Origin of the sequence: uncultured Azohydromonas sp. (genome assembly GCF_937926365.1) — a bacterium.
In the GTDB taxonomy this organism is placed as follows: Bacteria; Pseudomonadota; Gammaproteobacteria; order Burkholderiales; family Burkholderiaceae_C; genus Azohydromonas.
In genome coordinates this window covers 1-21,205 of sequence record NZ_CALAOH010000213.1, presented here as the reverse complement: position 1 = coordinate 21,205, position 21,205 = coordinate 1, and the positions used below count along the sequence as shown (strand labels likewise).

General features: G+C 68.4%; 20 protein-coding genes. 18 read left to right on the top strand and 2 right to left on the bottom strand.

Going from position 1 to position 21,205, the window contains the following annotated elements; all coding sequences use genetic code 11:
• Positions 1-114: 114 nt before the first annotated feature.
• Positions 115-1,083, bottom strand: coding sequence for a magnesium/cobalt transporter CorA (corA, locus tag Q0741_RS23485; protein WP_298235619.1), 969 nt, complete (start codon positions 1,081-1,083; stop codon positions 115-117).
• Between the two features lie 233 nt (positions 1,084-1,316).
• On the opposite strand from corA, the gene nifE reads away from it, so the two are divergent.
• The 8 genes from nifE to Q0741_RS23445 all read left to right on the top strand — a co-directional run bounded on the left by nifE (position 1,317) and on the right by Q0741_RS23445 (position 10,484).
• Positions 1,317-2,726, top strand: coding sequence for a nitrogenase iron-molybdenum cofactor biosynthesis protein NifE (nifE, locus tag Q0741_RS23480; protein WP_298235618.1), 1,410 nt, complete (start codon positions 1,317-1,319; stop codon positions 2,724-2,726).
• 25 nt (positions 2,727-2,751) lie between these two features.
• Complete coding sequence (gene nifN, locus Q0741_RS23475; protein ID WP_298235617.1) at positions 2,752-4,155, top strand: nitrogenase iron-molybdenum cofactor biosynthesis protein NifN; 1,404 nt, start codon at positions 2,752-2,754, stop codon at positions 4,153-4,155.
• A 31-nt stretch (positions 4,156-4,186) separates the two neighbouring features.
• On the top strand, positions 4,187-4,597 hold the full coding sequence (gene nifX / locus Q0741_RS23470) for a nitrogen fixation protein NifX (protein WP_298235616.1): 411 nt from the start codon (positions 4,187-4,189) through the stop codon (positions 4,595-4,597).
• Positions 4,594-5,067, top strand: coding sequence for a NifX-associated nitrogen fixation protein (locus Q0741_RS23465; RefSeq protein ID WP_298235615.1), 474 nt, complete (start codon positions 4,594-4,596; stop codon positions 5,065-5,067). The genes nifX and Q0741_RS23465 overlap by 4 nt, the downstream gene beginning before the upstream one ends.
• On the top strand, positions 5,060-5,260 hold the full coding sequence (locus Q0741_RS23460) for a CCE_0567 family metalloprotein (RefSeq protein WP_298235614.1): 201 nt from the start codon (positions 5,060-5,062) through the stop codon (positions 5,258-5,260). Before Q0741_RS23465 ends, Q0741_RS23460 begins: the two co-directional genes overlap by 8 nt.
• Positions 5,261-5,477: 217 nt before the next feature.
• Positions 5,478-5,783 (top strand): ferredoxin III, nif-specific, encoded by a 306-nt coding sequence (gene fdxB / locus Q0741_RS23455; RefSeq protein ID WP_298235613.1) that lies wholly within the window; start codon positions 5,478-5,480, stop codon positions 5,781-5,783.
• Between the two features lie 2 nt (positions 5,784-5,785).
• A complete protein-coding gene (locus Q0741_RS23450) occupies positions 5,786-6,187 on the top strand; it encodes a nitrogen fixation protein NifQ (RefSeq protein WP_298235612.1) in 402 nt (133 codons plus the stop codon).
• Positions 6,188-6,605: 418 nt separating this feature from the next.
• Positions 6,606-10,484: a Calx-beta domain-containing protein gene (locus Q0741_RS23445; protein ID WP_298235611.1), complete on the top strand. Its 3,879-nt coding sequence runs from the start codon at positions 6,606-6,608 to the stop codon at positions 10,482-10,484.
• A 304-nt stretch (positions 10,485-10,788) separates the two neighbouring features.
• On the opposite strand, the gene Q0741_RS23440 is transcribed toward Q0741_RS23445, so the two are convergent.
• Positions 10,789-11,781, bottom strand: a complete 993-nt coding sequence (locus tag Q0741_RS23440; RefSeq protein WP_298235610.1) for a cytochrome-c peroxidase — start codon at positions 11,779-11,781, stop codon at positions 10,789-10,791.
• A gap of 440 nt (positions 11,782-12,221) precedes the next feature.
• Between Q0741_RS23440 and Q0741_RS23435 the strand changes: the two genes are divergently transcribed.
• The 10 genes from Q0741_RS23435 (at position 12,222) to Q0741_RS23390 (ending at position 21,138) form a co-directional block, all read left to right on the top strand.
• The gene (locus Q0741_RS23435) at positions 12,222-13,436 is read left to right on the top strand and encodes an IscS subfamily cysteine desulfurase (protein ID WP_298235609.1); all 1,215 of its coding nucleotides are present in this window, start codon (positions 12,222-12,224) and stop codon (positions 13,434-13,436) included.
• A 48-nt stretch (positions 13,437-13,484) separates the two neighbouring features.
• A complete protein-coding gene (gene iscU / locus Q0741_RS23430; protein ID WP_298235608.1) occupies positions 13,485-13,904 on the top strand; it encodes a Fe-S cluster assembly scaffold IscU in 420 nt (139 codons plus the stop codon).
• A 44-nt stretch (positions 13,905-13,948) separates the two neighbouring features.
• Positions 13,949-14,362, top strand: coding sequence for an iron-sulfur cluster insertion protein ErpA (gene erpA / locus Q0741_RS23425; protein WP_298235607.1), 414 nt, complete (start codon positions 13,949-13,951; stop codon positions 14,360-14,362).
• Between the two features lie 165 nt (positions 14,363-14,527).
• A complete protein-coding gene (locus Q0741_RS23420; protein WP_298235606.1) occupies positions 14,528-14,851 on the top strand; it encodes an iron-sulfur cluster assembly accessory protein in 324 nt (107 codons plus the stop codon).
• A 12-nt stretch (positions 14,852-14,863) separates the two neighbouring features.
• On the top strand, positions 14,864-16,765 hold the full coding sequence (hscA, locus tag Q0741_RS23415) for a Fe-S protein assembly chaperone HscA (RefSeq protein WP_298235605.1): 1,902 nt from the start codon (positions 14,864-14,866) through the stop codon (positions 16,763-16,765).
• A 9-nt stretch (positions 16,766-16,774) separates the two neighbouring features.
• The gene (gene fdx, locus Q0741_RS23410; protein ID WP_298235604.1) at positions 16,775-17,161 is read left to right on the top strand and encodes an ISC system 2Fe-2S type ferredoxin; all 387 of its coding nucleotides are present in this window, start codon (positions 16,775-16,777) and stop codon (positions 17,159-17,161) included.
• A gap of 295 nt (positions 17,162-17,456) precedes the next feature.
• The gene (gene nifV, locus Q0741_RS23405) at positions 17,457-18,599 is read left to right on the top strand and encodes a homocitrate synthase (protein WP_298235603.1); all 1,143 of its coding nucleotides are present in this window, start codon (positions 17,457-17,459) and stop codon (positions 18,597-18,599) included.
• Between the two features lie 23 nt (positions 18,600-18,622).
• The gene (gene nifW / locus Q0741_RS23400; protein ID WP_298235602.1) at positions 18,623-18,973 is read left to right on the top strand and encodes a nitrogenase stabilizing/protective protein NifW; all 351 of its coding nucleotides are present in this window, start codon (positions 18,623-18,625) and stop codon (positions 18,971-18,973) included.
• 193 nt (positions 18,974-19,166) lie between these two features.
• A complete protein-coding gene (locus Q0741_RS23395) occupies positions 19,167-20,015 on the top strand; it encodes an electron transfer flavoprotein subunit beta/FixA family protein (RefSeq protein WP_298235601.1) in 849 nt (282 codons plus the stop codon).
• A 25-nt stretch (positions 20,016-20,040) separates the two neighbouring features.
• Positions 20,041-21,138 (top strand): electron transfer flavoprotein subunit alpha/FixB family protein, encoded by a 1,098-nt coding sequence (locus Q0741_RS23390; RefSeq protein ID WP_298235600.1) that lies wholly within the window; start codon positions 20,041-20,043, stop codon positions 21,136-21,138.
• Positions 21,139-21,205 lie beyond the last annotated feature (67 nt).

Sequence of the window (21,205 nt, the reverse complement as noted above, 5' to 3'; positions counted from 1 at the left end):
CCAACACCATCGTCCCTGGCAAGACCGACTACAGCTACGACATCATCCGCTGATCTCCAGCGGCTTCCCGGCCCGCACGGCACGGTCTGCACGACCAGGCCCTGCGGGCTTTTTCTACAGCCATCCCGCCTTCCTGAAGCGCCGGTACAGCAGCACGCAGGTCAGCAGGATGGTGCCCAGCGCCAGCGGGTAGCCATACTTCCATTGCAATTCGGGCATGTGCTCGAAGTTCATGCCCCAGATGCCGGCGAAGGCGGTGGCCGCGGCAAAGATGCCGGCCCACGCGGCAAGCTGCTTGGTGATCTCCGATTCCTCGATGGTCACCATGGACAGGTTGACCTGGATCGCCGTGCCGATGGTGTCGCGCAGCGTGTCCAGGCTGGCGTTGATGCGCAGCAGGTGGTCGTACACGTCGCGGAAGTACTCGCGGTTGGCCTCGCACACCGCCGGCACGCGGCCGCGCCAGAGCTTGCTCACCGCCTCCAGCAGCGGCGTCACGGCATGGCGCACGGTCATGATGCGCTGCTTGAGGTTGTAGAGCTGGCGGATGTTCTGGCGCGCCGAGCCGGATTCGAAGATCTGCGCCTCCAGCACCTCCAGCTCGGTCTCCATCATGTCGATGAGCGGGAAGTAGCGGTCCACCACCGCGTCCAACAGCCCGTAGAGCACGAAGCCCGCACCGTGCCGAAGCAGGTGGGGCTCCTGTTCGGCGCGCTGGCGCACCCCGAGCAGGCTGTGGCGGCTGCGGTTGCGCACCGAGAGCACGAAGTTGCGCCCGACGAAGACGTCCACTTCGCCCAACTCCAGCTCGTCCAGCGCGTTGATTTCCACGGTGTGCATCACCACGAAGAGCTGGTCGCCGTACTCCTCCACCTTGGGACGCTGCTGGCCGTGGCTCGCGTCCTCCACCGCCAGGTCGTGCAGCCCGAATTCGCGCTGCATGGTGGCCAGCTCCTCGTCGTCGGCATCGCGCAGCGCCACCCACACGAAGCAGTCCGGCCGCTGGACGTAGCGGCTGATGTCCTCGACCGGGATGTCGGAGAGCTTCTTTCCTTCCTGATAGGCGACACAGTTGATCAGCATGGCTGGTGGCCCTTTGTGCAACCCACCATTGTTGCGCATCGTGAAACCCGCCCCGTCCGGAACGGGCCCGCGCCGGGCCGTCCGCGCTCGCGCCGGCGCGTGTCGCGATTGTCGAGAACCATCCAAGCCGAAGCCGCCAAACCCGCGGCGCACGGCCGGTTTGTTCCAGATCATGCCGCCGGGCGCCCTGGCACCGAACCTGCATAGGCCCCTGCGCACGCCCAGGAGAATCCATGTTGCCCAGCCTCAAGGACAAGATTGCACAGGTCTTCGACGAGCCCGGTTGTGAGCACAACCAAGGCAAGGACGAGAAGGCGCGCAAGAAGGGCTGCACCAAGCAGCTCACCCCCGGCGCCGCCGCGGGCGGCTGCGCCTTCGACGGCGCCAAGATCGCGCTGCAGCCCATCGTGGACGTGGCCCACCTCGTGCACGGCCCCATCGCCTGCGAGGGCAACGCCTGGGACAACCGGCACAGCGCCTCCTCGGGGTCGCAGATGTACCGGCTGGGCTTCACCACCGACATCAACGAGCTCGACGTCATCTACGGCGCCGAGAAGCGGCTGTTCAAGGCCATCCGCCAGATCCTGGATGAAAAGGACCCGGCCGCGGTCTTCGTCTACCAGACCTGCGTCACCGGCCTCATCGGCGACGACATCGAGGCCGTGTGCAAGCGCGCCAGCGAGAAGTTCGGCAAGCCGGTGATCCCGGTCAACGCGCCGGGCTTCGCCGGCCCGAAGAACCTGGGCAACAAGCTCGGCGCCGAAGCCTTGCTGGACTACGTGATCGGCACCGTTGAGCCGGAAACCACGACACCCTACGACATCAACATCATCGGCGAGTACAACCTCTCCGGCGAGCTGTGGCAGGTCAAGCCGCTGCTCGAAGCGCTGGGCATCCGCGTGCTGAGCTGCATCTCGGGCGACGGCCGCTACCGCGAGGTGGCCAGCGCGCACCGCGCCAAGGCCAACATGATGGTGTGCTCGAAGTCGATGATCAACGTCGCCACGCGCATGCAGCAGCGCTGGAACATCCCGTACTTCGAAGGCTCCTTCTACGGCATCTCGGACATGAGCGCCACGCTGCGCGAGATCGCGCGGCTGCTGGTGGAGCAGGGCGCCGATGCCGAGCTCAAGGACCGCACCGAAGCGCTGATCGCGGTGGAGGAGGCGCGCGCCTACGAGCGCATCCGCGCCTACCGCCAGCGCCTCACGGGCAAGAAGGTGCTGCTGATCACCGGCGGCGTGAAGAGCTGGTCGGTGGTCTCGGCGCTGCAGGAAGCCGGCCTGGAGGTGGTGGGCACGAGCGTCAAGAAGAGCACCAGGGAAGACAGGGAGAAGATCAAGGAGATCATGGGCGACGACGCGCACATGATCGACGACCTGAGCCCGCGCGAGATGTACGCCATGCTGCGCGACGCCAAGGCGGACATCATGCTCAGCGGCGGCCGCAGCCAGTTCGTGGCCCTCAAGGCGCGCATGCCCTGGATGGACATCAACCAGGAGCGCCACCACGCCTTCGCCGGCTACGAGGGCATGGTCACCATGATCAACGAGATCGACAAGGCGCTCTTCAACCCCGTGTGGCAGCAGGTGCGTGCCCCTGCCCCGTGGGAAGACACGCTTGAAGCCGCGCTGCCGGCCTGACGCCCCGCCAACACTGGAGCACGCCATGGCACTGGTCACCGAATCCAAGAAAGCCGCCGCCGTCAACCCGCTCAAGATGAGCCAGCCGCTGGGCGCGAGCTACGCCTTCATGGGCCTGGCCTCGTGCATGCCCGTGATGCACGGCTCGCAGGGCTGCACCTCCTTCGGCCTGGTGCTGCTGGTGCGGCACTTCAAGGAGGCCATCCCGCTGCAGACCACGGCGATGAACGAGGCCACCACCATCATGGGCGGCTACGACAACCTGGAGAAGGCGCTGCTGAACATCCGCTCGCGCGCCAAGCCCAGGCTGATCGCCGTCTGCTCCACCGGCCTGACCGAGACCAAGGGCGACGACGTCGAGGCCTTCATCCGCCTGGCGCAGGCCAAGCACCCGGAACTCATGGACACGGCGGTGGTGTACGCCTCCACGCCCGACTACGTGGGCGCGTTCCAGGACGGCTGGGCCGCCGCCGTGACGGCGCTGGTGTCGAGCCTGCCGCGCGAGAACGAGCCCAAGGTGCCGGGCAAGGTGGCGGTGCTGCCGGGCTGCCACCTCACGCCGGGCGACATCGGGGAGCTGCGCGAGATCATCGAATCCTTCGGCCTGCAACCGGTGTTCGCGCCGGACGTGTCGGGCTCGCTGGACGGGCACATCCCGCAAGCATGGCTGGGCCACACGCTGGGCGGCACCTCGCTGGAGGACCTGCAGGCCCTGGGCGGCGCACAGCACGCCATCGCCATCGGCGAACAGATGCGCCCGGCCGCCGAAGCGCTGCAGGCGCGCTGCGGCGTGCCGTTCACGCTGTTCGACCGACTCACCGGGCTGACGGCCACCGATGCGCTGGTGAAGTTCCTCAGCCAGCTCAGCGGGCGCCCGGCGTCCATGAAGCTGCGGCGCCAGCGCAGCCAGCTCGTGGACGCGATGCTGGACGGCCACTTCCACTTCGGCAACGTCAAGGTGGCGCTGGGCGCGGAGCCCGACCTGCTGTGGTCCGCCGGCAGCTTCCTCACCGAGATGGGCGCGGAGCTGACCGTGTGCGTGACCACCACCAAGTCGCCGCTGCTGGAGCGCATGCCCACGGCCGAGGTGCACATCGGCGACCTGGAGGACCTGGAGCGCAGCGCGCAGGCCACGGGGTGCGACCTGTTGATGACGCACTCGCATGGCCGCCAGGCCGCGCAGCGCCTGAAAAAGCCGCTGTTCCGGCTCGGCATCCCGATGTTCGACCGCATCGGCAACTCGCACATCTGCCACGTCGGCTACCGCGGCAGCCGCAACTTCGTCTACGAGGTCGGCAATCTCCTGATGGACCAGATTCACCATGCAAGCCCCGACGACTGGCCGCTCACGCCTGCGGCCCGGGCCGCGGCCGCCGGTTTGGCGCAGCCAGCCGCATCGAGCGACGACGTTGCCGAGATCGGCCTTTGAACCGTACCGACCCCCTGAGGAGTACCCGCCCATGAAAGTTGCCTTCGCCACCCAGGACCAGCAGCGCGTGGACGCGCACTTCGGCTGGGCCAAGCACCTGTGCGTCTACGAGGTGTCGGCCGACGGCTGCACCTTCGTCGAGGACTTCGCCTTCGGCGACAACCTGGCCGAGGACGGCGACGAGGACAAGCTCGCGCCCAAGCTGGCCGCCATCGGCGACTGCGCCATCGTGTACGTGGCCGCCATCGGCGGTTCGGCCGCGGCCCGCGTGGTGGCCAGCGGCATCCACCCGGTGAAGGTCACCGGCCCGGACCCGATCAAGGAGATCCTTGAAAAGCTCCAGGTGGTGCTCAAGGGAACGCCGCCGCCGTGGCTGCGCAAGGCACTGCTCAAGGGCAAGGAAAAGACCTTCGATTTCGACGAGGAAGAGGTGAACCAATGAGCGAAGTGCAGGAGCAGGGCGCCGACGAGGCGCTGTTGCAGGACCGCTTCATCCGCGAGCTGATCAAGCAGCTGCGCGCGCAGGACACGCACGGCACCTGGGAGAGCAAGAGCGACCTGAAGCTGCTGGAGCCCTACATCATCACGGCCGAGCAGCGGCGCCAGATGCCGGTGATGGGCGACCCGGACCCCGAGACGCTGTGGCGGCTGGACCTGTTCCACAACGCCATCGGCCTGGCCATCGAGCGCGCCACGGGCTGCATGGTCTCGCCCATGATGAAGATGAGCCACGAGGGCTTCGGCCGCGCGGTGCTCACCACCGGGCGCCTCATCGTCGTCAACCGCTACCTGCGCGACGTGCATCGCTTCGGCTATGCCTCGCTGCAGAAGCTGGCCGACGCGGGCAACAAGCTCGTGGACGAGGGCATCTCGATGATCGAAAAGTACAAGGAGGTAGCAACCTATGGCTGACATCGACGCCCTGAAGGCCGAGGTCAAGAAGCTCAACGCCAAGGCCACGCAGGCCAAGATGGACCTGCACGACCTCAGCGAGGAGCTGCCCACCAACTGGGAGCGCATCCCCGAGGTGGCCCGCATCGCGCACGAGGCGCACGAGGCCCTGGTGGCCGCGCGCGCCAGGCTCGCCGCCGCGCAGGCGGGCTGATTTCCAGTTCCCGAATGCCGCAGGGACAACGCCGCCATGCCCACGAAGCCTGTCCCCGCGCAGGCGGGGAGCGGGCATCCACGCGTGCCGAGATGCCGCCCGGTGATCGTGGACACCCGCCTGCGCGGGTGTGACGGAGTTATTTGAGTTGTCATCGAAAAATGGAATCAAACAGCCGGCTGGTCCGGAGAAGATTCAAGCAACACCAGAGACTGTCATGAGCAATTTCAGCGTCACCATGCCTTCGGGCGAAAGCTGGACCCCGAACTTCGTCGAGTCCATCAACGAGGACAAGTGCATCGGCTGCGGCCGCTGCTTCCGCGTCTGCCCGCGTGGCGTGCTGGAGCTCATCGGCCTGGACGAGGACGGCGAGCGCATCGGCCTGGACCCGGACGGCGACGATGACGAGGAGTACGAGAAGAAGGTGATGACCATCGCCCACCAGGAGCTGTGCATCGGCTGCACGGCCTGCGCCAAGATCTGTCCGAAGAAGTGCTACACGCACGCTCCGGCAATGGTGTGACCATGCTGGCCCAGCAGCGCTTCCTTCCCCAGCCGCTGCCGCTGGCCATGGCCCGGCGCGCCTTGCGTGACGACGAGGTGCGGGACGTGGTGGCACTGCTGCTGGACCATTCGGATGCGGCGGCCGGCACGCCGGCCGAGATCGCGCACATGGCCGAGACCATCGCGGTGGCCTGCCTGGGGGACAACCACCTGTGGCAGGACCTGCAACTGGCCAACCGCGCCGAGCTCTCGGCGCTGATGAAACACTGGTTCCCGGCGCTGGTGGCACGCAACGTCGCGGACATGAAGTGGAAGAAGTTCCTCTACAAGCAACTGTGCGAGCGCGAGGAGCTCTTCGTGTGCAAGGCGCCGAGCTGCGCCGTGTGCAACGACCATCCGGTGTGCTTCGGCCCGGAAACCTGATTCCAGTTCGCGATGGCCGGTGAAGTCATTCCGTCATGCCCGCGCAGGCGGGCATCCACGCCGACCGGGATGCCGCCCGGAGTTCGTGGACACCCGCCTGCGCGGGTGTGACGGGATTCTTTAAGTCGGCGTCAAGAACCGGTATGAGCTCCGCCTGACGCCCCGGCGACGGCACCGCAACGGCTCGCCGAAACGGTGCCGGCGGTGGTGCCGGCGGCGGTGCCGGCGCTCCATCCGATTCCACGGCAGGCGGTTGTGCCAGCACCCACCGGTATCGGCGTGCACCGCCGCCGCCGCGCGCACGCGCCCTTCATCCAGGGGATGTAAGTGCAGGGGCTCTCCTTAAGCTTTGTCGCGCCCTGCCTGCGGGCGCCTTGGCGCAGGCCGGCAGGCCCTCCACTCCCTTTGGAGACGTGCCATGCCCATCCTGGTCGATGACATCGAAGTCGACGAATCCAGTGCCGTTGCGCGCTTCACGCTGCGGCTGACTGCATCGAACACGCTGCCCGTCAGTGTCAGCTACAACAATTCCAACGTCACGGCGAGCAATGGCTCGGACTACAGCGCCCGGTCCGGCACCGTGACCTTCGCGCCGGGACAGACGGCGCTGACGATCGACATCCCGCTCATCGGCAACACCACGGCGGAGCGGACCGAGTTCTTCCGGCTCAACCTGTCCAACCCGGTCAACGACACCCTGGGCCGCAACATCGCCTGGGCCACCATCTACGACAACGACCAGGCCCTCCCGGGCTCGGCGGTGATCCGCGTGGCCGACCGCGTGGTGGACGAAAGCGCCGGGGTGGTGGTCTTCACGGTCACGCTGGACCGGCCCGCCACCGGCAACGTCAGCGTCAACGTCGCCACCGCCAATGGCTCGGCCGTGGCCGGCCAGGACTACACCGCCGTGTCGCAGACGCTGGTGTTCACGCCGGGACAGGCGGCCCGCACGGTGAGCGTGCCCATCCTCAACGACAACCTCGCCGAGGGCGCGGAAACCTTCGACCTGCGGCTGTCGTCGCCCGTGGGCGGCGTGCTGGCGGCGCCGACCTTTGGCCGTGCCACCATCGGCGCCAACGACGCCACGCCGGTGTTCACGCCGCTGATCCGCGTGTCCGATGCCGTGGCCGACGAGAGCGATGCGAGCCTGCGCTTCGTCGTCAGCCTCAGCGCCCCGTCCACGCAGCAAGTGAGCGTGAACTACAACAACAGCAACATCACCGCCTCCAACGGCAGCGACTACGTCGCGGTGAGCGGCACGCTGGTGTTCCTGCCCGGGCAGACCACGCAGGTGGTGACCATCCCGGTGCTGGACAACACCACGCAGGAGCGCACGGAGCTGGTGCGGCTGAACCTGTCTTCGCCCGTCAACGGCGTGATCGTGGACAACGACGGCTTCGGCACCATCTACGACAACGACACGCCCCGCGGCACGCCGGTGATCCGTGTGGCCGACACGGTCGTGGACGAGTCTGCCGGCTTCGTCACCTTCACCATCGCGCTGGACCGGCCCAGCACCGGCAAGGTCAGCGTCAAGGTCGCCACGGCCAACGGCACGGCACTGGCGGGCTCGGACTACAGCGCACTGCCTTCGCAGACGCTGGTGTTCACTCCGGGCCAGGTCGTCAAGACCGTGAACGTTGCGCTGACCAACGACAACGTCGCCGAGCTGGACGAGACGTTCAGCCTTCAGCTTTCATCGCCCGTGGGCGGCACGCTGGTCGGCCCCACCTTCGGCCGCGCCACCATCGGCGCCAACGATGCCACGCCGGTGGCGCAGCCGCTGATCCGCGTAGCCGACGCCGTGGCCGACGAGAGCGACACCGCGCTGCGCTTCGTGGTCAGTCTCAGCGCCCCGTCCAACCAGCAGGTGAGCGTGAACTACAGCAACAGCAACGTCACCGCCTCCAACGGCAGCGACTACGTCGCGCTGTCCAACACGCTGGTGTTCGCCCCGGGTGAGACGACCAAGGTGGTGGTCATCCCTGTGCTCGATGACGCCGTGCAGGAGAAGGCCGAGCTGTTGCGGCTCAACCTGAGCTCGGCCGTCAATGGCGTGATCGTGGACGAGGAGGCCTTCGGGACCATCCACGACAACGACGCGGCCAGTGGCACGCCCGTGCTGCGCGTGGCCGACGGCGTGGTCGACGAGTCGGAGGGCTCGGTAACGTTCACCCTCACGCTGGACCGGCCCAGCACGAGCAACGTCAGCGTCAACGTCGCCACCGCCAATGGCACGGCGCTGGCGGGCTCGGACTACAGCGCACTGACGTCGCAGACGCTGGTGTTCACGCCAGGACAGACCGTCAAGACGGTGACGGTGGCGCTGGCCAACGACACGGCGGCCGAAGCCATCGAGTACTTCGACCTGCGGCTGTCCTCGCCGGTGGGCGCCACGCTGCCGGACACGAGCGCGCGTGTCTTCATCGGCGCCAACGACGCGCCGGCGGCGCTGCTGCCCTACATCAGCGTGTCGGACGCGCAGGCCGGCGAGAGCGACGCCACGCTGCAGTTCATCGTCAGCCTCAGCGCGCCTTCCGCGCAGAGGGTCAGCGTGAACTACGGCAACAGCAACCTCACGGCGGCCAACGGCAGCGACTATGCCGCGCTCAGCAACACGCTGGTGTTCGCCCCTGGCGAAACCACCAAGGTGGTCGTGATCCCGGTGCTGGAGAACGTGACGGCCGAGCCCGCCGAGCTGTTGCGATTGAACCTCTCCTCCGCCGTCAACGGCACCATCGCGGACGGCTTGGGCATCGGCCTGATCCAGGACAACGATGCGCCCAGTGGCGTACCGGTGATCGCGGTGAGCGATGGCATCGCCGACGAGGCCGGCGGGTTCGCCCGGTTCAACGTCACGCTGGACCGGCCCAGCACCAGCCTGGTCACGGTGCGGGTGGCCACGGCCGACGGCACCGCCAAGGCCGGAACCGACTACGACGCCCAGGCGCTGCAGACGCTGGTGTTCACGCCGGGCGAGACCAGCAAGACGGTGCTGGTGCCACTGCTCAACGACCGCACCGCCGAGGGCATCGAGTTCTTCGACCTGCAGCTCAGCGGCGCGGTCAACGCGACCATCGGCGACGTGCGCGGCCACCTGGCCATCGCTCCGAGCGACATGGCGACGGCGGGCACGCCCACCGTGTCGGCCGCGGCGATCTCGGGGCCCGAGGCCGGCACGGCACTGGAGTTCGTGGTCAGCCTGAGCGCACCGTCGGCACAGCAGGTCAGCGTCAACTACAGCAACTCCAACGGCACCGCGGCCAACGGCAGCGACTACGTCGCTATCAGCGGCACCCTGGTGTTCACGCCGGGGCAGACGATGCAGGTGCTGCGCTTCCCCTTGCTGGACAACCTCACCGCGGAAGCGGCGGAAACCTTCAGCCTGAACTTGAGTAGCGCGGTCAACGCCGTGATCGGCACGCCATCGGTGGTGGCCTCCATTGTCGATGACGACCCGGCTCCGGCCGCTCAACTCACCACCAACGGCACCGCCAATGCCGATGTGCTCGTCGGGCGCCCTGGCGCCAACGTCGTCGCCGGCGGCGCCGGGGCGGACTTGCTCGATGGCGAGGCGGGCGTGAGGATGCAAGGCGGCGCCGATAACGACACGTACATCGTCGAGAGCGCATCCGACATTGTCAGCGAGGCCGGCGGCAGCGGCACCGATACCGTCGTTTCATACGTCAACTACACGCTGGGCTCCGGCCTGGAGAGGCTGGTGCTGCTGGGCGGCGCCATCTCGGGCACGGGCAACTCCGTGGGCAACGTCATCACGGGCAATGCCGCGAACAACGTGCTCAACGGTGCCGCCGGTGCCGACATGCTGATCGGCGGCGCCGGCAGCGACACGCTCACCGGCGGCGCCGGGGCGGACGGCTTTCGCTTCGACAGCCTGGTCGGCTCGGACACGATCACCGACTGGAGCAGCACGGACGACCGCTTCCTGTTCAGCATGGGCGGCATACGCATAGGCGACGGCGATACGCTGGTCGAGAACGCCGTGGTGCGCACCGCGCCCGGAGGCTTCGCCACGACGGCCGAGTTGGTGATCTTCAGCACGGACATCGCGGGCGCGATCACCACCGCCAGCGCCGCCGCGGCCATCGGCTCGGCCACCGCCGCTTATGCCGTGGGCAACAAGCGGCTGTTCGCCGTGGACAACGGTACGCAGACAGGCGTGTTCTACTTCCGCTCGGCCGATACCGACGCGCTCGTCAGCGCGCCGGAGCTCACGCTGCTGGCGCTGGCCAACGGCGGCGCATCGGACCTCTCGGACTACATCTTCGTGGCCTGATTCCAGTTCGCGATGGCCGGTGAAGTCATTCCGTCATGCCCGCGCAGAGCCTGCCCCCGCGTAGGCGGGGGCGGGCATCCACACGGACCGGGATGCCGCCCGGAGTTCGTGGACACCCGCCTGCGCGGGTGTGACGGGACTCTTTAAGTCGGCGTCAAGAACTGGTTGAGCCGCGTCGCGCGGGCCGGCGCACGGCATGCCGGCCCGCGCGTGCGATGCCTGGACCGACCCACGAAAAAAGCGGCCGCCCGAAGGCGGCCTGAAGCTCCCGTGGCGGCCGGCCGTCGCCTCGGCCGGCCAGACCTCAGAACGGTTGCGGACGCGGCGTGGCGTCGGTGCTCGGCGGCAGGATGGGCAGCGCGAACTTGGGCTGCTCGCCGGTGAGCGTCTTGAGGAAGGCCACGATCTGCGCATTCTCCACGGCCGTGAAGACGCGGCCGAGCTGCAGCCGGCCCATGGTGTCCACCGCCTGCGTCAGCGTGGTGGCCTCGCCGTCGTGGAAGTACGGGTAGGTGAGCTCCACGTTGCGCAGCGTGGGCACCTTGAAGTTGAAGCGGTCGGCGTCCTTGCCCGTCACGGCCACGCGGCCCTCGGCCGGGCTGCTGGCGGTGTACGGCGCCACGATGCCCATTTTCTGGAACGAGTTGCCGCCCACGGCCGGGCCGTTGTGGCAGGCGGTGCAGCCGCTTTCCTTGAACAGCTTGTAGCCCGCGAGCTCGTCCTTGGTGAGAGCGTCCTTCTTGCCCGTGAGCCACTGGTCGAAGCGCGAGTTGGGCGTGACCAGCGTCTCCTCGAAGGCGGCGATGGCCTTGGTGACGCCGTCGATGGTCACGGCATCGCTCTTGAACACCTTCTTGAACTCGGCCTTGTAGGCCGGGATGGAGGAGAGCACGTCCACCGCCAGCTCATGCGTGAAGGCCATTTCGCCAGGGTTGGCGATGGGCCCGCCGGCCTGGTCCTTCAGCGTCTTGGCCCGCCCGTCCCAGAACTGCGCCAGGTTGAAGCTGGAGTTCAGCACCGTGGGCGCGTTGATGGGGCCCTTTTGCCAGTTGTGGCCGATGGAGGTCTTGAGGTTGTCGGTGCCGCCCATGCTCAGGTTGTGGCACGAGTTGCAGGAGATGAAACCCGACTTGGACAGGCGGGGATCGAAGTACAGCTTCTTGCCCAGCTCCACCAGCGCCGGGTCCCCCGGCTTGGCCGCCTCGATCGGCTGGATGGGTTCGTCGCCCGCGGCCTGCGCGGCACCGGCGAAGACGAAAGCAATGGCGAGAGCAAGGGGCTTGAAAGTACTGCTCATGATGATCTCCGTGACTCTTCGGTTGCCAATACAACATTCAGAGGACCTTCCGCGGATGCAGCGGGCCCTCTCGGGAAGGGATGGCCCATTGCATCACCGGCCGGTACACCGATCCATGACGGGCATCAACGTCCTGCAGTCCGATTGGGGCGCAACTGATCTGCGTCAAAACCTCACCATGGCAGGGATATCCGTGGCGCGCACCGGTGCGCCACCGCACGCTGGCGGGGCGCGGCGGTATGCCCCCTCTCCCGAGCGGGAACACCGGGCGCGTCGCAGACCCTACAAACCCGACACAGCCGCCTGGCGCAAACCGCGCCAGGACCGTCCGCGACCTCATCTCGATCGATAAGTCTTTGATGCAACGCAACTTTCGGCGCCGACCCAGGGTTGGCACGGTCCATGCGATGCCCCAGGCAACGCAGCAGGGGAACCCACTTATGGACAGCGCCAAGCCGATCTACCTGGACTACGCAGCCACCACGCCGGTTGACCCGCGGGTGGTGCAGCAGATGGTCCCCTACCTCTACCAGCAGTTCGGCAACTCGGCCTCGCGCAGCCATGCCTACGGCTGGGCCGCGGAGGAGGCCGTGGAAATCGCCCGCGAGCACGTGGCCGCGCTCGTCAACGCCGACCCGCGCGAGATCGTTTGGACCTCCGGCGCCACCGAGTCCAACAACCTCGCCATCAAGGGCGCGGCGCAGTTCCACCGCAGCCGCGGCAAGCACCTGGTCACGGTCAAGACCGAGCACAAGGCGGTGCTGGACACGATGCGCGAGCTGGAACGCGAAGGTTTCGAGGTCACCTACCTCGACGTCCAGGAGGACGGCCTGCTGGACCTTGGCGCGCTGCAAGCGGCGCTGCGCCCGGACACGATCCTGGTGTCGGTGATGTGGGTGAACAACGAGATCGGCGTGATCCAGGACATCCCCGCCATCGCCACCCTGTGCCGTGCCCGCGGCATCCTGTGCCACGTGGACGCGGCACAGGCCAGCGGCAAGGTCGAGATCGACCTGCAGGCCGTGCCGGTGGACCTGCTGAGCCTGTCGGCGCACAAGACCTACGGCCCCAAGGGCATCGGTGCGCTGTACGTGCGCCGCAAGCCGCGCGTGCGCATCGAGGCGCAGATCCATGGCGGCGGCCACGAGCGCGGCATGCGCTCGGGCACGTTGCCCACGCACCAGATCGTCGGCATGGGCGAGGCCTACCGGCTGGCCAAGGACAGCATGGGCCGCGAGAACGAGCGCGTGCGCGCGCTGCGCGAGCGGTTGCTGGCGGGCCTGAAGGACATCCCGGCCGTGCGCGTCAACGGCAGCCTTGAGAAGCGCGTGCCGCACAACCTCAACATCAGCTTCGAGTTCGTCGAAGGCGAATCGCTGCTCATGGGCATCAAGGGCGTGGCCGTGTCCTCGGGCTCGGCCTGCACTTCCGCGAGCCTGGAGCCCAGCTACGTGCTGCGCGCGCTGGGCCTGTCGGACGAGGTGGCGCACAGCTCGATCCGCTTCTCGGTGGGCCGCTTCACGACCGAGGCCGAGATCGACGCCGCCGTGGAGCAGGTGCGCGCCACGGTGGAGCGGCTGCGGTCCTTGAGCCCGCTGTGGGAGCTGCACCAGGCCGGCATCGACCTCAACACCATCCAGTGGGCCGCGCACTGAGCCCGCGCCCACCGCGAACGCACACCGTCCAGACCAGGAGCACCTCACATGGCATACAGCGACAAGGTCATCGACCACTACGAGAACCCGCGCAACGTCGGCAGCCTGGAGGCCGACGACAGCGTCGGCACCGGCATGGTGGGCGCGCCGGCCTGCGGCGACGTGATGAAGCTGCAGATCAAGGTGAATCCCGACACCGGCGTGATCGAGGACGCCAAGTTCAAGACCTACGGCTGCGGCTCGGCCATCGCGTCGAGCTCGCTGGTGACGGAGTGGGTCAAGGGCAAGTCGCTGGACGAGGCGCTGTCGATCAAGAACACGCACATCGCCGAGGAACTGGCGCTGCCGCCGGTGAAGATCCACTGCTCGATCCTGGCCGAGGACGCCATCAAGGCGGCCGTGGCCGACTACCGCGCGCGCCGCGCGCCCGTCACCGAGCAGGTGGCCTGCGCCAGCAGCAAAGACTGAAACCCCGCCCCGTCCCACACCGTCCACACCCAGGAGAGAACACCATGGCCTGCCAATCCCAGCCCAACGCCGCCGGCAGCTGCAGCACCAGCGCCGCGCCCCCGGTACCCGTCGAGCTGCCCGAGGGCGCCGACCCCATCCGCCTCACCGAAGCCGTGGTGAGCAAGGTCTCGGAGATGCTGGCCGAGGAGGGCGACCCCGCGCTGCAGCTGCGCATCTTCGTCACCGGCGGCGGCTGCTCGGGCTTCCAGTACGGCTTCGCCTTCGATGACGAGCGCAAGGAAGATGACTTCCGCATCGAGCGCGACGGCGTCAAGGTGGTGGTCGATGCCATGAGCATGCAGTACCTGGTGGGCGCGGAGATCGACTACGAGGACAAGCTCGAAGGCGCCCGCTTCGTCATCAAGAACCCCAACGCCTCCAGCACCTGCGGCTGCGGCAGCTCGTTCTCCGTCTGATTCGGCTGCAACCAGATACCGAAAGAGCTCCGTCATGCCCGCGAAGGCGTGCATCCACGAGCCACGCGGTGCAGCCCGGCAGGCGTGGACACCCGCCTACGCGGGTGTGGCGAGTTTCCTTGGTTCGGTATCGAGATTCCTGACATCTGAAGAAAGGCAAAAGCCATGTCCCTCAGCGTGACCCCCAAAGCCGCCAACCAGATCCGCAAGGCGCTTGCGCAGCGCGGCGGCGGGCTGGGCCTGCGCCTGGCGGTGAAGACCAGCGGCTGCTCCGGCTACGCCTACGCGCTGGAGTTCGCCGACGAGGCCGGCAGCGACGACCTGCGCTTCGACAGCGAGGGCGTGACGCTGCTGGTGGACGCGGCCAGCCTGCCCATGATCGACGGCACCCAGCTCGACTGGGTGCGCGAGGGCCTCAACGAAGGCTTCAAGTTCAACAACCCCAACGCCGCCGCCACCTGCGGGTGCGGCGAGAGCTTCGCGGTCTGAGGAGGCGTTGCCATGGCCCTGCTGCAAATCGCTGAACCCGGTCGCAGCGCTGCCCCACACCAGCACCGTCTGGCCGTGGGCATCGACCTGGGCACCACCAACTCGCTGGTGGCCACCGTGCGCAGCGGGATGCCGCAGGTGCTCGCCGACGCGCAAGGGCGCAGCCTGCTGCCCTCCGTGGTGCACTTCGCCGCCTTCGGCGGCCTGCTCGTCGGGCACGAGGCCCAGGCCCTGGCCGCCTCGGACCCGCTCAACACCATCGCGTCGGCCAAGCGCCTGATCGGGCGCCGCCTGGCCGACGTGCAGCGGAACATGCTGCCCTACGCGCTGGAGGCGCTGTCCGACACCGCGGTGGGCGTGGTGACGCGCCAGGGCGTCAAGAGCCCGGTGGAAGTGGGCGCGCAGGTGCTGCGCGCCCTCAAGGAGCGTGCCGAGGCCGCGCTGGACGGCGCGCTGGTGGGGGCGGTGATCACGGTGCCGGCCTACTTCGACGACGCGCAGCGCCAGGCCACCAAGGACGCGGCGCAGCAGGCCGGGCTGCACGTGCTGCGCCTGCTCAACGAGCCCACCGCCGCGGCCGTGGCCTACGGGCTGGACAAGGGCAGCGAAGGCACCTACGTCGTCTACGACCTGGGCGGCGGCACCTTCGACGTCTCGGTGCTGCGGCTGCAGCGCGGCGTGTTCGAGGTCATCGCCACCAACGGCGACGCCATGCTCGGCGGCGACGACTTCGACCACCGCCTGGCCGAGCATTTCATGGCCGCCACCGGCGGCGGCTGGGACCAGGAGACCGGCGCGCTGCTGGCCGCCGCGCGCAAGGCCAAGGAAGCGCTCAGCGAGCACGGGTCGGTCGAGATGCGTTGCCGGCGCAACGACGGCCGCAAGGAGGCGCTGGCACTGACCCGCGCCGCCTTCGACGAGCTCACCCGCCCACTGGTGGAGCGCACGCTGGGTCCCGTCAAGCGCGCGCTGCGCGACGCGAAGCTGCGCGCCGACGAGGTGGACGGCGTGGTCCTGGTCGGCGGCTCCACCCGGCTGCTGCAGGTGCGCACCGAGATCGAAAAGCTCTTCGGCAAGCCGCCGCTGACGGACATCGACCCCGACCAGGCGGTGGCGCTGGGCGCGGCGATCCAGGCCGACCAGCTCGCGGGCAACCGCAGCGGCGACGGGCTGCTGCTGCTGGACGTGAGCCCGCTGTCGCTGGGCATCGAGACCATGGGCGGGCTGGTGGAGAAGATCATCCCGCGCAACAGCAGCGTGCCGGTGGCGCGCGCGCAGGACTTCACGACCTTCAAGGACGGCCAGACGGCGCTGGCGCTGCACGTGGTGCAGGGCGAGCGCGAGCTGGTGTCGGAATGCCGCTCGCTGGCGCGCTTCACCCTGCGCGGCATCCCGCCGATGGCCGCCGGGGCCGCCCGCATCCGCGTGAGCTTCCAGATCGACGCCGACGGGCTGCTGTCGGTCAGCGCCGTCGAGCAGCTCTCCGGGGTGCAGGCGCACGTGGAAGTCAAGCCCAGCTACGGGCTGGCGACCGAGACCGTGACCGGGATGCTCAAGGACGCGATGGGCGCCGCCGCGGACGACAGCGCCGCGCGCATGCTGCGCGAGGCGCAGATCGACGCGCGGCGGCTGCTGGATGCGACCGAGGCCGCGCTGCGCGAGGACGGCGAGGCCCTGCTGCAGCCGCAGGAGCGCCAGGAGATCCTGGCGGGCATGCAGGCCGTGGCCGACGTGCTGGCCGAGTCCGCCGCCATCGACGGCACGCCGCAGGACTGGCGGCGGCTGCGCGACGCGCTGCGCAGCACCTCCACGGCGCTCAACACCATCACCACGCCCTTTGCCGGGCGCCGCATGGACGTGCGCATCCGCCAGGCCCTTTCCGGCCAGCGCATGGACCAGCTCGCCGCCGCCTGAAGGAGCGCCATGAGCACCGAAGCCAAGGACGCGACCGCCCCCGCGGCGACCGCCGTGCCGCTCACGCACATCCGCGTACTGCCGCATCCCGAGCTGTGCCCGCAGGGCAAGCTCTTCGAGGCCCGACCCGGCCGCAAGCTCGTGGACGCGATGCTGGACAACGGCATCGAGATCGAGCACGCGTGCGAGAAGGTGGGTGCCTGCGCCACCTGCCACGTCCACGTGCGCGAAGGCGCCCAGTTCCTGGCGCCGGCCGACGACGAGGAAGAAGACCAGCTCGACGACGCCTGGGGCCTGGATGCGCAGTCACGCCTGTCGTGCTGCGTGAAGGTGAAGGGGCCAGAGCTGGTGATCGAGCTGCCGAGGTTCACGCGCAACCACGCGCGGGAACGGTGAGCGCCGGCCTCGTCGCCGCACCAACCGCAAGGGCCCCGCGAGGGCCCTTCGTGCTTTCAGCAAGCGTTCTTCAGCAGCGCCATGCCCTCGGCGCTGCCCGTGGCCCTTGATGGCTTGACTGGCGGCAAGCCTGCCACCACCTCAAGCGTGCGCCCTGTAGGTAAGGCGACAAAACACACATCCCCGAGAAGTGCCGCACAGGGCACGAAAAATCCTTTTCCCACAGGGACTTGCAGCGCACGGCCGGCATGGCATGGGGCTTGCGAACCCACCGGCCACGAAGCCCGGAGCCCCCATGAAGCCACTCAGTTTCGTTCTCAACGACACCACCCTGCGCGACGGCGAGCAGACGGCGGGCGTGGCGTTCACCGACATGGAAAAGCTCGCCATCGCCAGCGCGCTGGACGAGGCCGGCGTGCCGGAAATGGAAGTGGGCATCCCGGCGATGGGCGAGCAGGAGGTCGATCTCATCCGCGCCATCGTCGCCGGCGTCAAGCGCGCGCGCACCATGGTGTGGGCCCGCATGGCGGGGCCGGACCTGGAGGCCGCGCTGCGCTGCGGGGCGCACATCGTCCACATGTCGGTGGCGGTGTCGGACCAGCAGATCCACGCCAAGCTGCGCCGCGACCGCGCCTGGGTGCTGGCCACCATCGCCGAGTTCGTGGAGCGCGCCCGCGACGCCGGCGCGACGGTGAGCGTCGGCTTCGAGGACGCTTCGCGCGCCGATCCGGCCTTCCTGTGCCACGCGGCGCAGGTGGCGCAGGCGCATGGCGCCATCCGCGTGCGCTACGCCGACACGCTGGGCGTGCTGGACCCGTTCGGCACCCATGAGCGCATCGCGCGGCTGCGCGCCGAGACGGACCTGGACATCGAGATCCACGCCCATGACGACCTGGGCCTGGCCACCGCCAACACGCTGGCCGCGCTGCGCGCCGGCGCCACGCATGCCAGCACCACGGTCAACGGCCTGGGCGAGCGCGCCGGCAACGCCGCGCTGGAGGAGGTTGCCATGGCCGCGCGCCACATCCACGGCGTCGATTGCGGCGTGGACACGACGCGGCTGCCCCTGCTGTCGCAGCTGGTGGCGCAGGCCGCCAACCGGCCGGTGGCCGCGGGCAAGAGCATCGTGGGCGCGGCCGTGTTCCGCCACGAGTCGGGCATCCACGTCGATGGCCTGCTCAAGGACCGCGGCAACTACGAAGCCTTCGCGCCCGAGGAACTGGGCCGCACGCACGAGCTGGTGCTGGGCAAGCACTCGGGCTCCCACGGCGTGCGCGCCGCCTGCGCGCGGCTGGGGCTGGTGCTTGGCGAAGGCCAGGCCGAACGGCTGCTTGCCGACATCCGCCATCTCGCCGTCACGCGCAAGCGGCCCCTGACCGATGCCGACCTGCGCAACCTCGTCCTCAACACCGCCACGCGCCAGTCCCTGGCCGCCTGAACAGACCACCCCCGGGAGACCCCATGGATTCGCTCACCCAGCGCCTCAAAGCCCTCTCCAGCGCGGAAGACTTCCTGCACTTCTTCGGCGTGCCCTTCGAGGAGCGCACCGTGCACGTCAACCGGCTGCACATCCTCAAGCGCTTCTACCAGTACCTGCACAAGGCCGAGGGCCTGTCCGGCCTGGACGAGGTGGAGCTGTTCCGGCGCTACCGCGAGCTGCTGGTGCAGGCGTACCAGGACTTCGTGCATTCCACCCCGGCCAAGGAAAAGGTGTTCAAGGTGTTCCAGGACGCCAACGGCACGCAGCACGTGCAGCTGAGCTCGCTGCGCGACAGCCTGGCCGAGCGCCGCGCAGCGCGCGCCGCGGGTTGATGCCGATTTGTCTTGTTTGCGAAATGACCCGTTCGCACTGAGGTATCGAAGTGCGAATCCGACAGGCTGCGATGGCGGCACCTTGGTGAGGGCCGTTCACCCTTCGATACCTCAGGGCGAACGGACTACCTCACTTGCAAGCACAACTTGAAATGACGCCCTCGAACAACCCGCTTCTCAGGAGAACCTAGCCATGCACATCGTCGTCTGCATCAAGCAGGTGCCGGATTCGGCGCAGATTCGCGTCCACCCGGTCACCAACACCATCATGCGCCAGGGGGTGCCGGCCATCGTCAACCCCTACGACCTGTTCGCGCTGGAAGAGGCGCTGCGCCTGAAGGACCAGTTCGGCGGCCGGGTGACGGTGCTGTGCATGGGCCCGCCGCAGGCCGAGGACGCGCTGCGCAAGTGCGTGAGCTTCGGCGCCACGGACGCGATCCTGGTCACGGACCGCTCCTTCGCCGGCGCCGACACGCTGGCCACGAGCTACGCGCTGGCCGCGGCGATCCGCAAGATCAGCCAGGAGCAGCAGGTGGACCTGGTGTTCACCGGCAAGCAGACCATCGACGGCGACACCGCGCAGGTGGGTCCGGGCATCGCCAAGCGATTGAACATGAACCTGCTGACCTACGTCAGCCGGATCGTGGAAGTGGACCTGGACAAGCGCCGCATCAAGGTCGAGCGCCGCGCCGAGGGCGGCGTGCAGCTGCTCGACACCACGCTGCCCTCGCTCATCACCATGCTCGAAGGCACCAACGAGATGCGCTTCGCCACCATGGACGACATGCTGCGCGCGGGCCGCTGCACGGTGCGCAAGTGGAACAAGGACGACGCCGGCATCGAGGACGTCACCAAGATCGGCCTCAAGGGCTCGCCCACGGTGGTGAGCAAGGTGTTCGGCCCGACGCCGCGCAGCGAGAAGGCCGACATGATGGTTGTGGCCGATACCAGCGTGAACGACGTCTGCCTGAACCTGCTGCAAAAGATCTTCACCACGCACCCGACGCTCGAAGAAGAGACCGTCGAGCGCCTGAGCGCCTGAGTGCCCGAGCCCCGGAGAAAAGACCATGAGCGAAGCTGCCAAGCCCGCCGCCCGGCCCACCGCCGCCCGCGGCCGCAACACCGAGCTGCCCGAACACCTCAAGTCCTACAAGGGCATCTGGGTGTTCGTCGAGCATGACCGTGGCCATGTCAACCCGGTGAGCTGGGAGCTGATGGGCGAAGCCCGCAAGCTCGCCGACAAGCTCGGCGTGGACGTGAGCGGCGTGGTCATGGGCGGCCCCGACGAGACGCTGGACGCCTTTGCCAAGGAGGCCTACGTCTACGGCGCCGACCACTGCTACATCATGCGCGACCCGGTGCTCAAGGGTTACCGCAACGAGCCCTTCACCAAGGGCCTGACGGACCTGGTCAACCAGTACCAGCCCGAGATCCTGCTGCTGGGCGCCACCACCATGGGCCGCGACCTCGCCGGCTCGGTGGCCACGACGCTGGGCACGGGCCTGACCGCCGACTGCACCGAACTCAACATCGACGGCCGCGCGCTGGCCGCCACGCGCCCGACCTTCGGCGGCTCGCTGCTGTGCACGATCATGACGCTGGCCTACCGCCCGCAGATGGCCACGGTGCGCCCGCGCGTGATGCGCATGCCCAAGCGCGACGAGAGCCGCACCGGCGACATCATCGAGATGTCGCTGGGCATGGTGGAGACCGACATCGTCACCAAGCTGCTGAGCTTCATCCCCGACGCCGAGCGCAACACCGTCAACCTGGCCTACGCGGACATCATCGTCTCCGGCGGCAAGGGCCTGAAGAACGCCGACAACTTCAAGCTGGTGTGGGAGCTCGCGCGCGTGCTGGGCGCCGAGGTGGGCGCCACGCGCGCCGCGGTGCAGGCCGGCTGGGCCGAGAACGAGCGCCAGGTCGGACAGACCGGCAAGACGGTGCGCCCGCGCCTGTACATCGCCGCGGGCATCTCCGGCGCGATCCAGCACCGCGTGGGCATGGAGGGCTCGGACGTGATCGTTGCGATCAACACCGACCCCAACGCGCCCATCTTCGACTTCGCGCACTACGGCATCGTCGGCAACGCGATGCAGGTGCTGCCCGTGCTGACCCAGGCGTTCCGCGCGCACCTGGACAAGCGCATCCGCAAGGTCGCCTGAGGAGGCATCGACATGGCCAAGCACGCCAAGGAAAAGTTCGATGCGATCGTCGTGGGCGCGGGTGCCT

What these genes read in the sequence shown, in the direction of transcription:
- Q0741_RS23445 (WP_298235611.1), top strand. Translation starts at nt 6,606, where the DNA reads ATGCCCATCCTGGTCGATGACATCGAAGTCGACGAATCCAGTGCCGTT.
- Q0741_RS23395 (WP_298235601.1), top strand. Translation starts at nt 19,167, where the DNA reads ATGCACATCGTCGTCTGCATCAAGCAGGTGCCGGATTCGGCGCAGATT.
- erpA (WP_298235607.1), top strand. Translation starts at nt 13,949, where the DNA reads ATGGCCTGCCAATCCCAGCCCAACGCCGCCGGCAGCTGCAGCACCAGC.
- fdxB (WP_298235613.1), top strand. Translation starts at nt 5,478, where the DNA reads ATGAGCAATTTCAGCGTCACCATGCCTTCGGGCGAAAGCTGGACCCCG.
- Q0741_RS23460 (WP_298235614.1), top strand. Translation starts at nt 5,060, where the DNA reads ATGGCTGACATCGACGCCCTGAAGGCCGAGGTCAAGAAGCTCAACGCC.
- corA (WP_298235619.1), bottom strand. Translation starts at nt 1,083, where the DNA reads ATGCTGATCAACTGTGTCGCCTATCAGGAAGGAAAGAAGCTCTCCGAC.
- Q0741_RS23390 (WP_298235600.1), top strand. Translation starts at nt 20,041, where the DNA reads ATGAGCGAAGCTGCCAAGCCCGCCGCCCGGCCCACCGCCGCCCGCGGC.
- Q0741_RS23435 (WP_298235609.1), top strand. Translation starts at nt 12,222, where the DNA reads ATGGACAGCGCCAAGCCGATCTACCTGGACTACGCAGCCACCACGCCG.
- Q0741_RS23450 (WP_298235612.1), top strand. Translation starts at nt 5,786, where the DNA reads ATGCTGGCCCAGCAGCGCTTCCTTCCCCAGCCGCTGCCGCTGGCCATG.
- nifE (WP_298235618.1), top strand. Translation starts at nt 1,317, where the DNA reads ATGTTGCCCAGCCTCAAGGACAAGATTGCACAGGTCTTCGACGAGCCC.
- fdx (WP_298235604.1), top strand. Translation starts at nt 16,775, where the DNA reads ATGAGCACCGAAGCCAAGGACGCGACCGCCCCCGCGGCGACCGCCGTG.
- Q0741_RS23440 (WP_298235610.1), bottom strand. Translation starts at nt 11,781, where the DNA reads ATGAGCAGTACTTTCAAGCCCCTTGCTCTCGCCATTGCTTTCGTCTTC.
- nifN (WP_298235617.1), top strand. Translation starts at nt 2,752, where the DNA reads ATGGCACTGGTCACCGAATCCAAGAAAGCCGCCGCCGTCAACCCGCTC.
- hscA (WP_298235605.1), top strand. Translation starts at nt 14,864, where the DNA reads ATGGCCCTGCTGCAAATCGCTGAACCCGGTCGCAGCGCTGCCCCACAC.
- nifX (WP_298235616.1), top strand. Translation starts at nt 4,187, where the DNA reads ATGAAAGTTGCCTTCGCCACCCAGGACCAGCAGCGCGTGGACGCGCAC.
- nifV (WP_298235603.1), top strand. Translation starts at nt 17,457, where the DNA reads ATGAAGCCACTCAGTTTCGTTCTCAACGACACCACCCTGCGCGACGGC.
- nifW (WP_298235602.1), top strand. Translation starts at nt 18,623, where the DNA reads ATGGATTCGCTCACCCAGCGCCTCAAAGCCCTCTCCAGCGCGGAAGAC.
- Q0741_RS23465 (WP_298235615.1), top strand. Translation starts at nt 4,594, where the DNA reads ATGAGCGAAGTGCAGGAGCAGGGCGCCGACGAGGCGCTGTTGCAGGAC.
- Q0741_RS23420 (WP_298235606.1), top strand. Translation starts at nt 14,528, where the DNA reads ATGTCCCTCAGCGTGACCCCCAAAGCCGCCAACCAGATCCGCAAGGCG.
- iscU (WP_298235608.1), top strand. Translation starts at nt 13,485, where the DNA reads ATGGCATACAGCGACAAGGTCATCGACCACTACGAGAACCCGCGCAAC.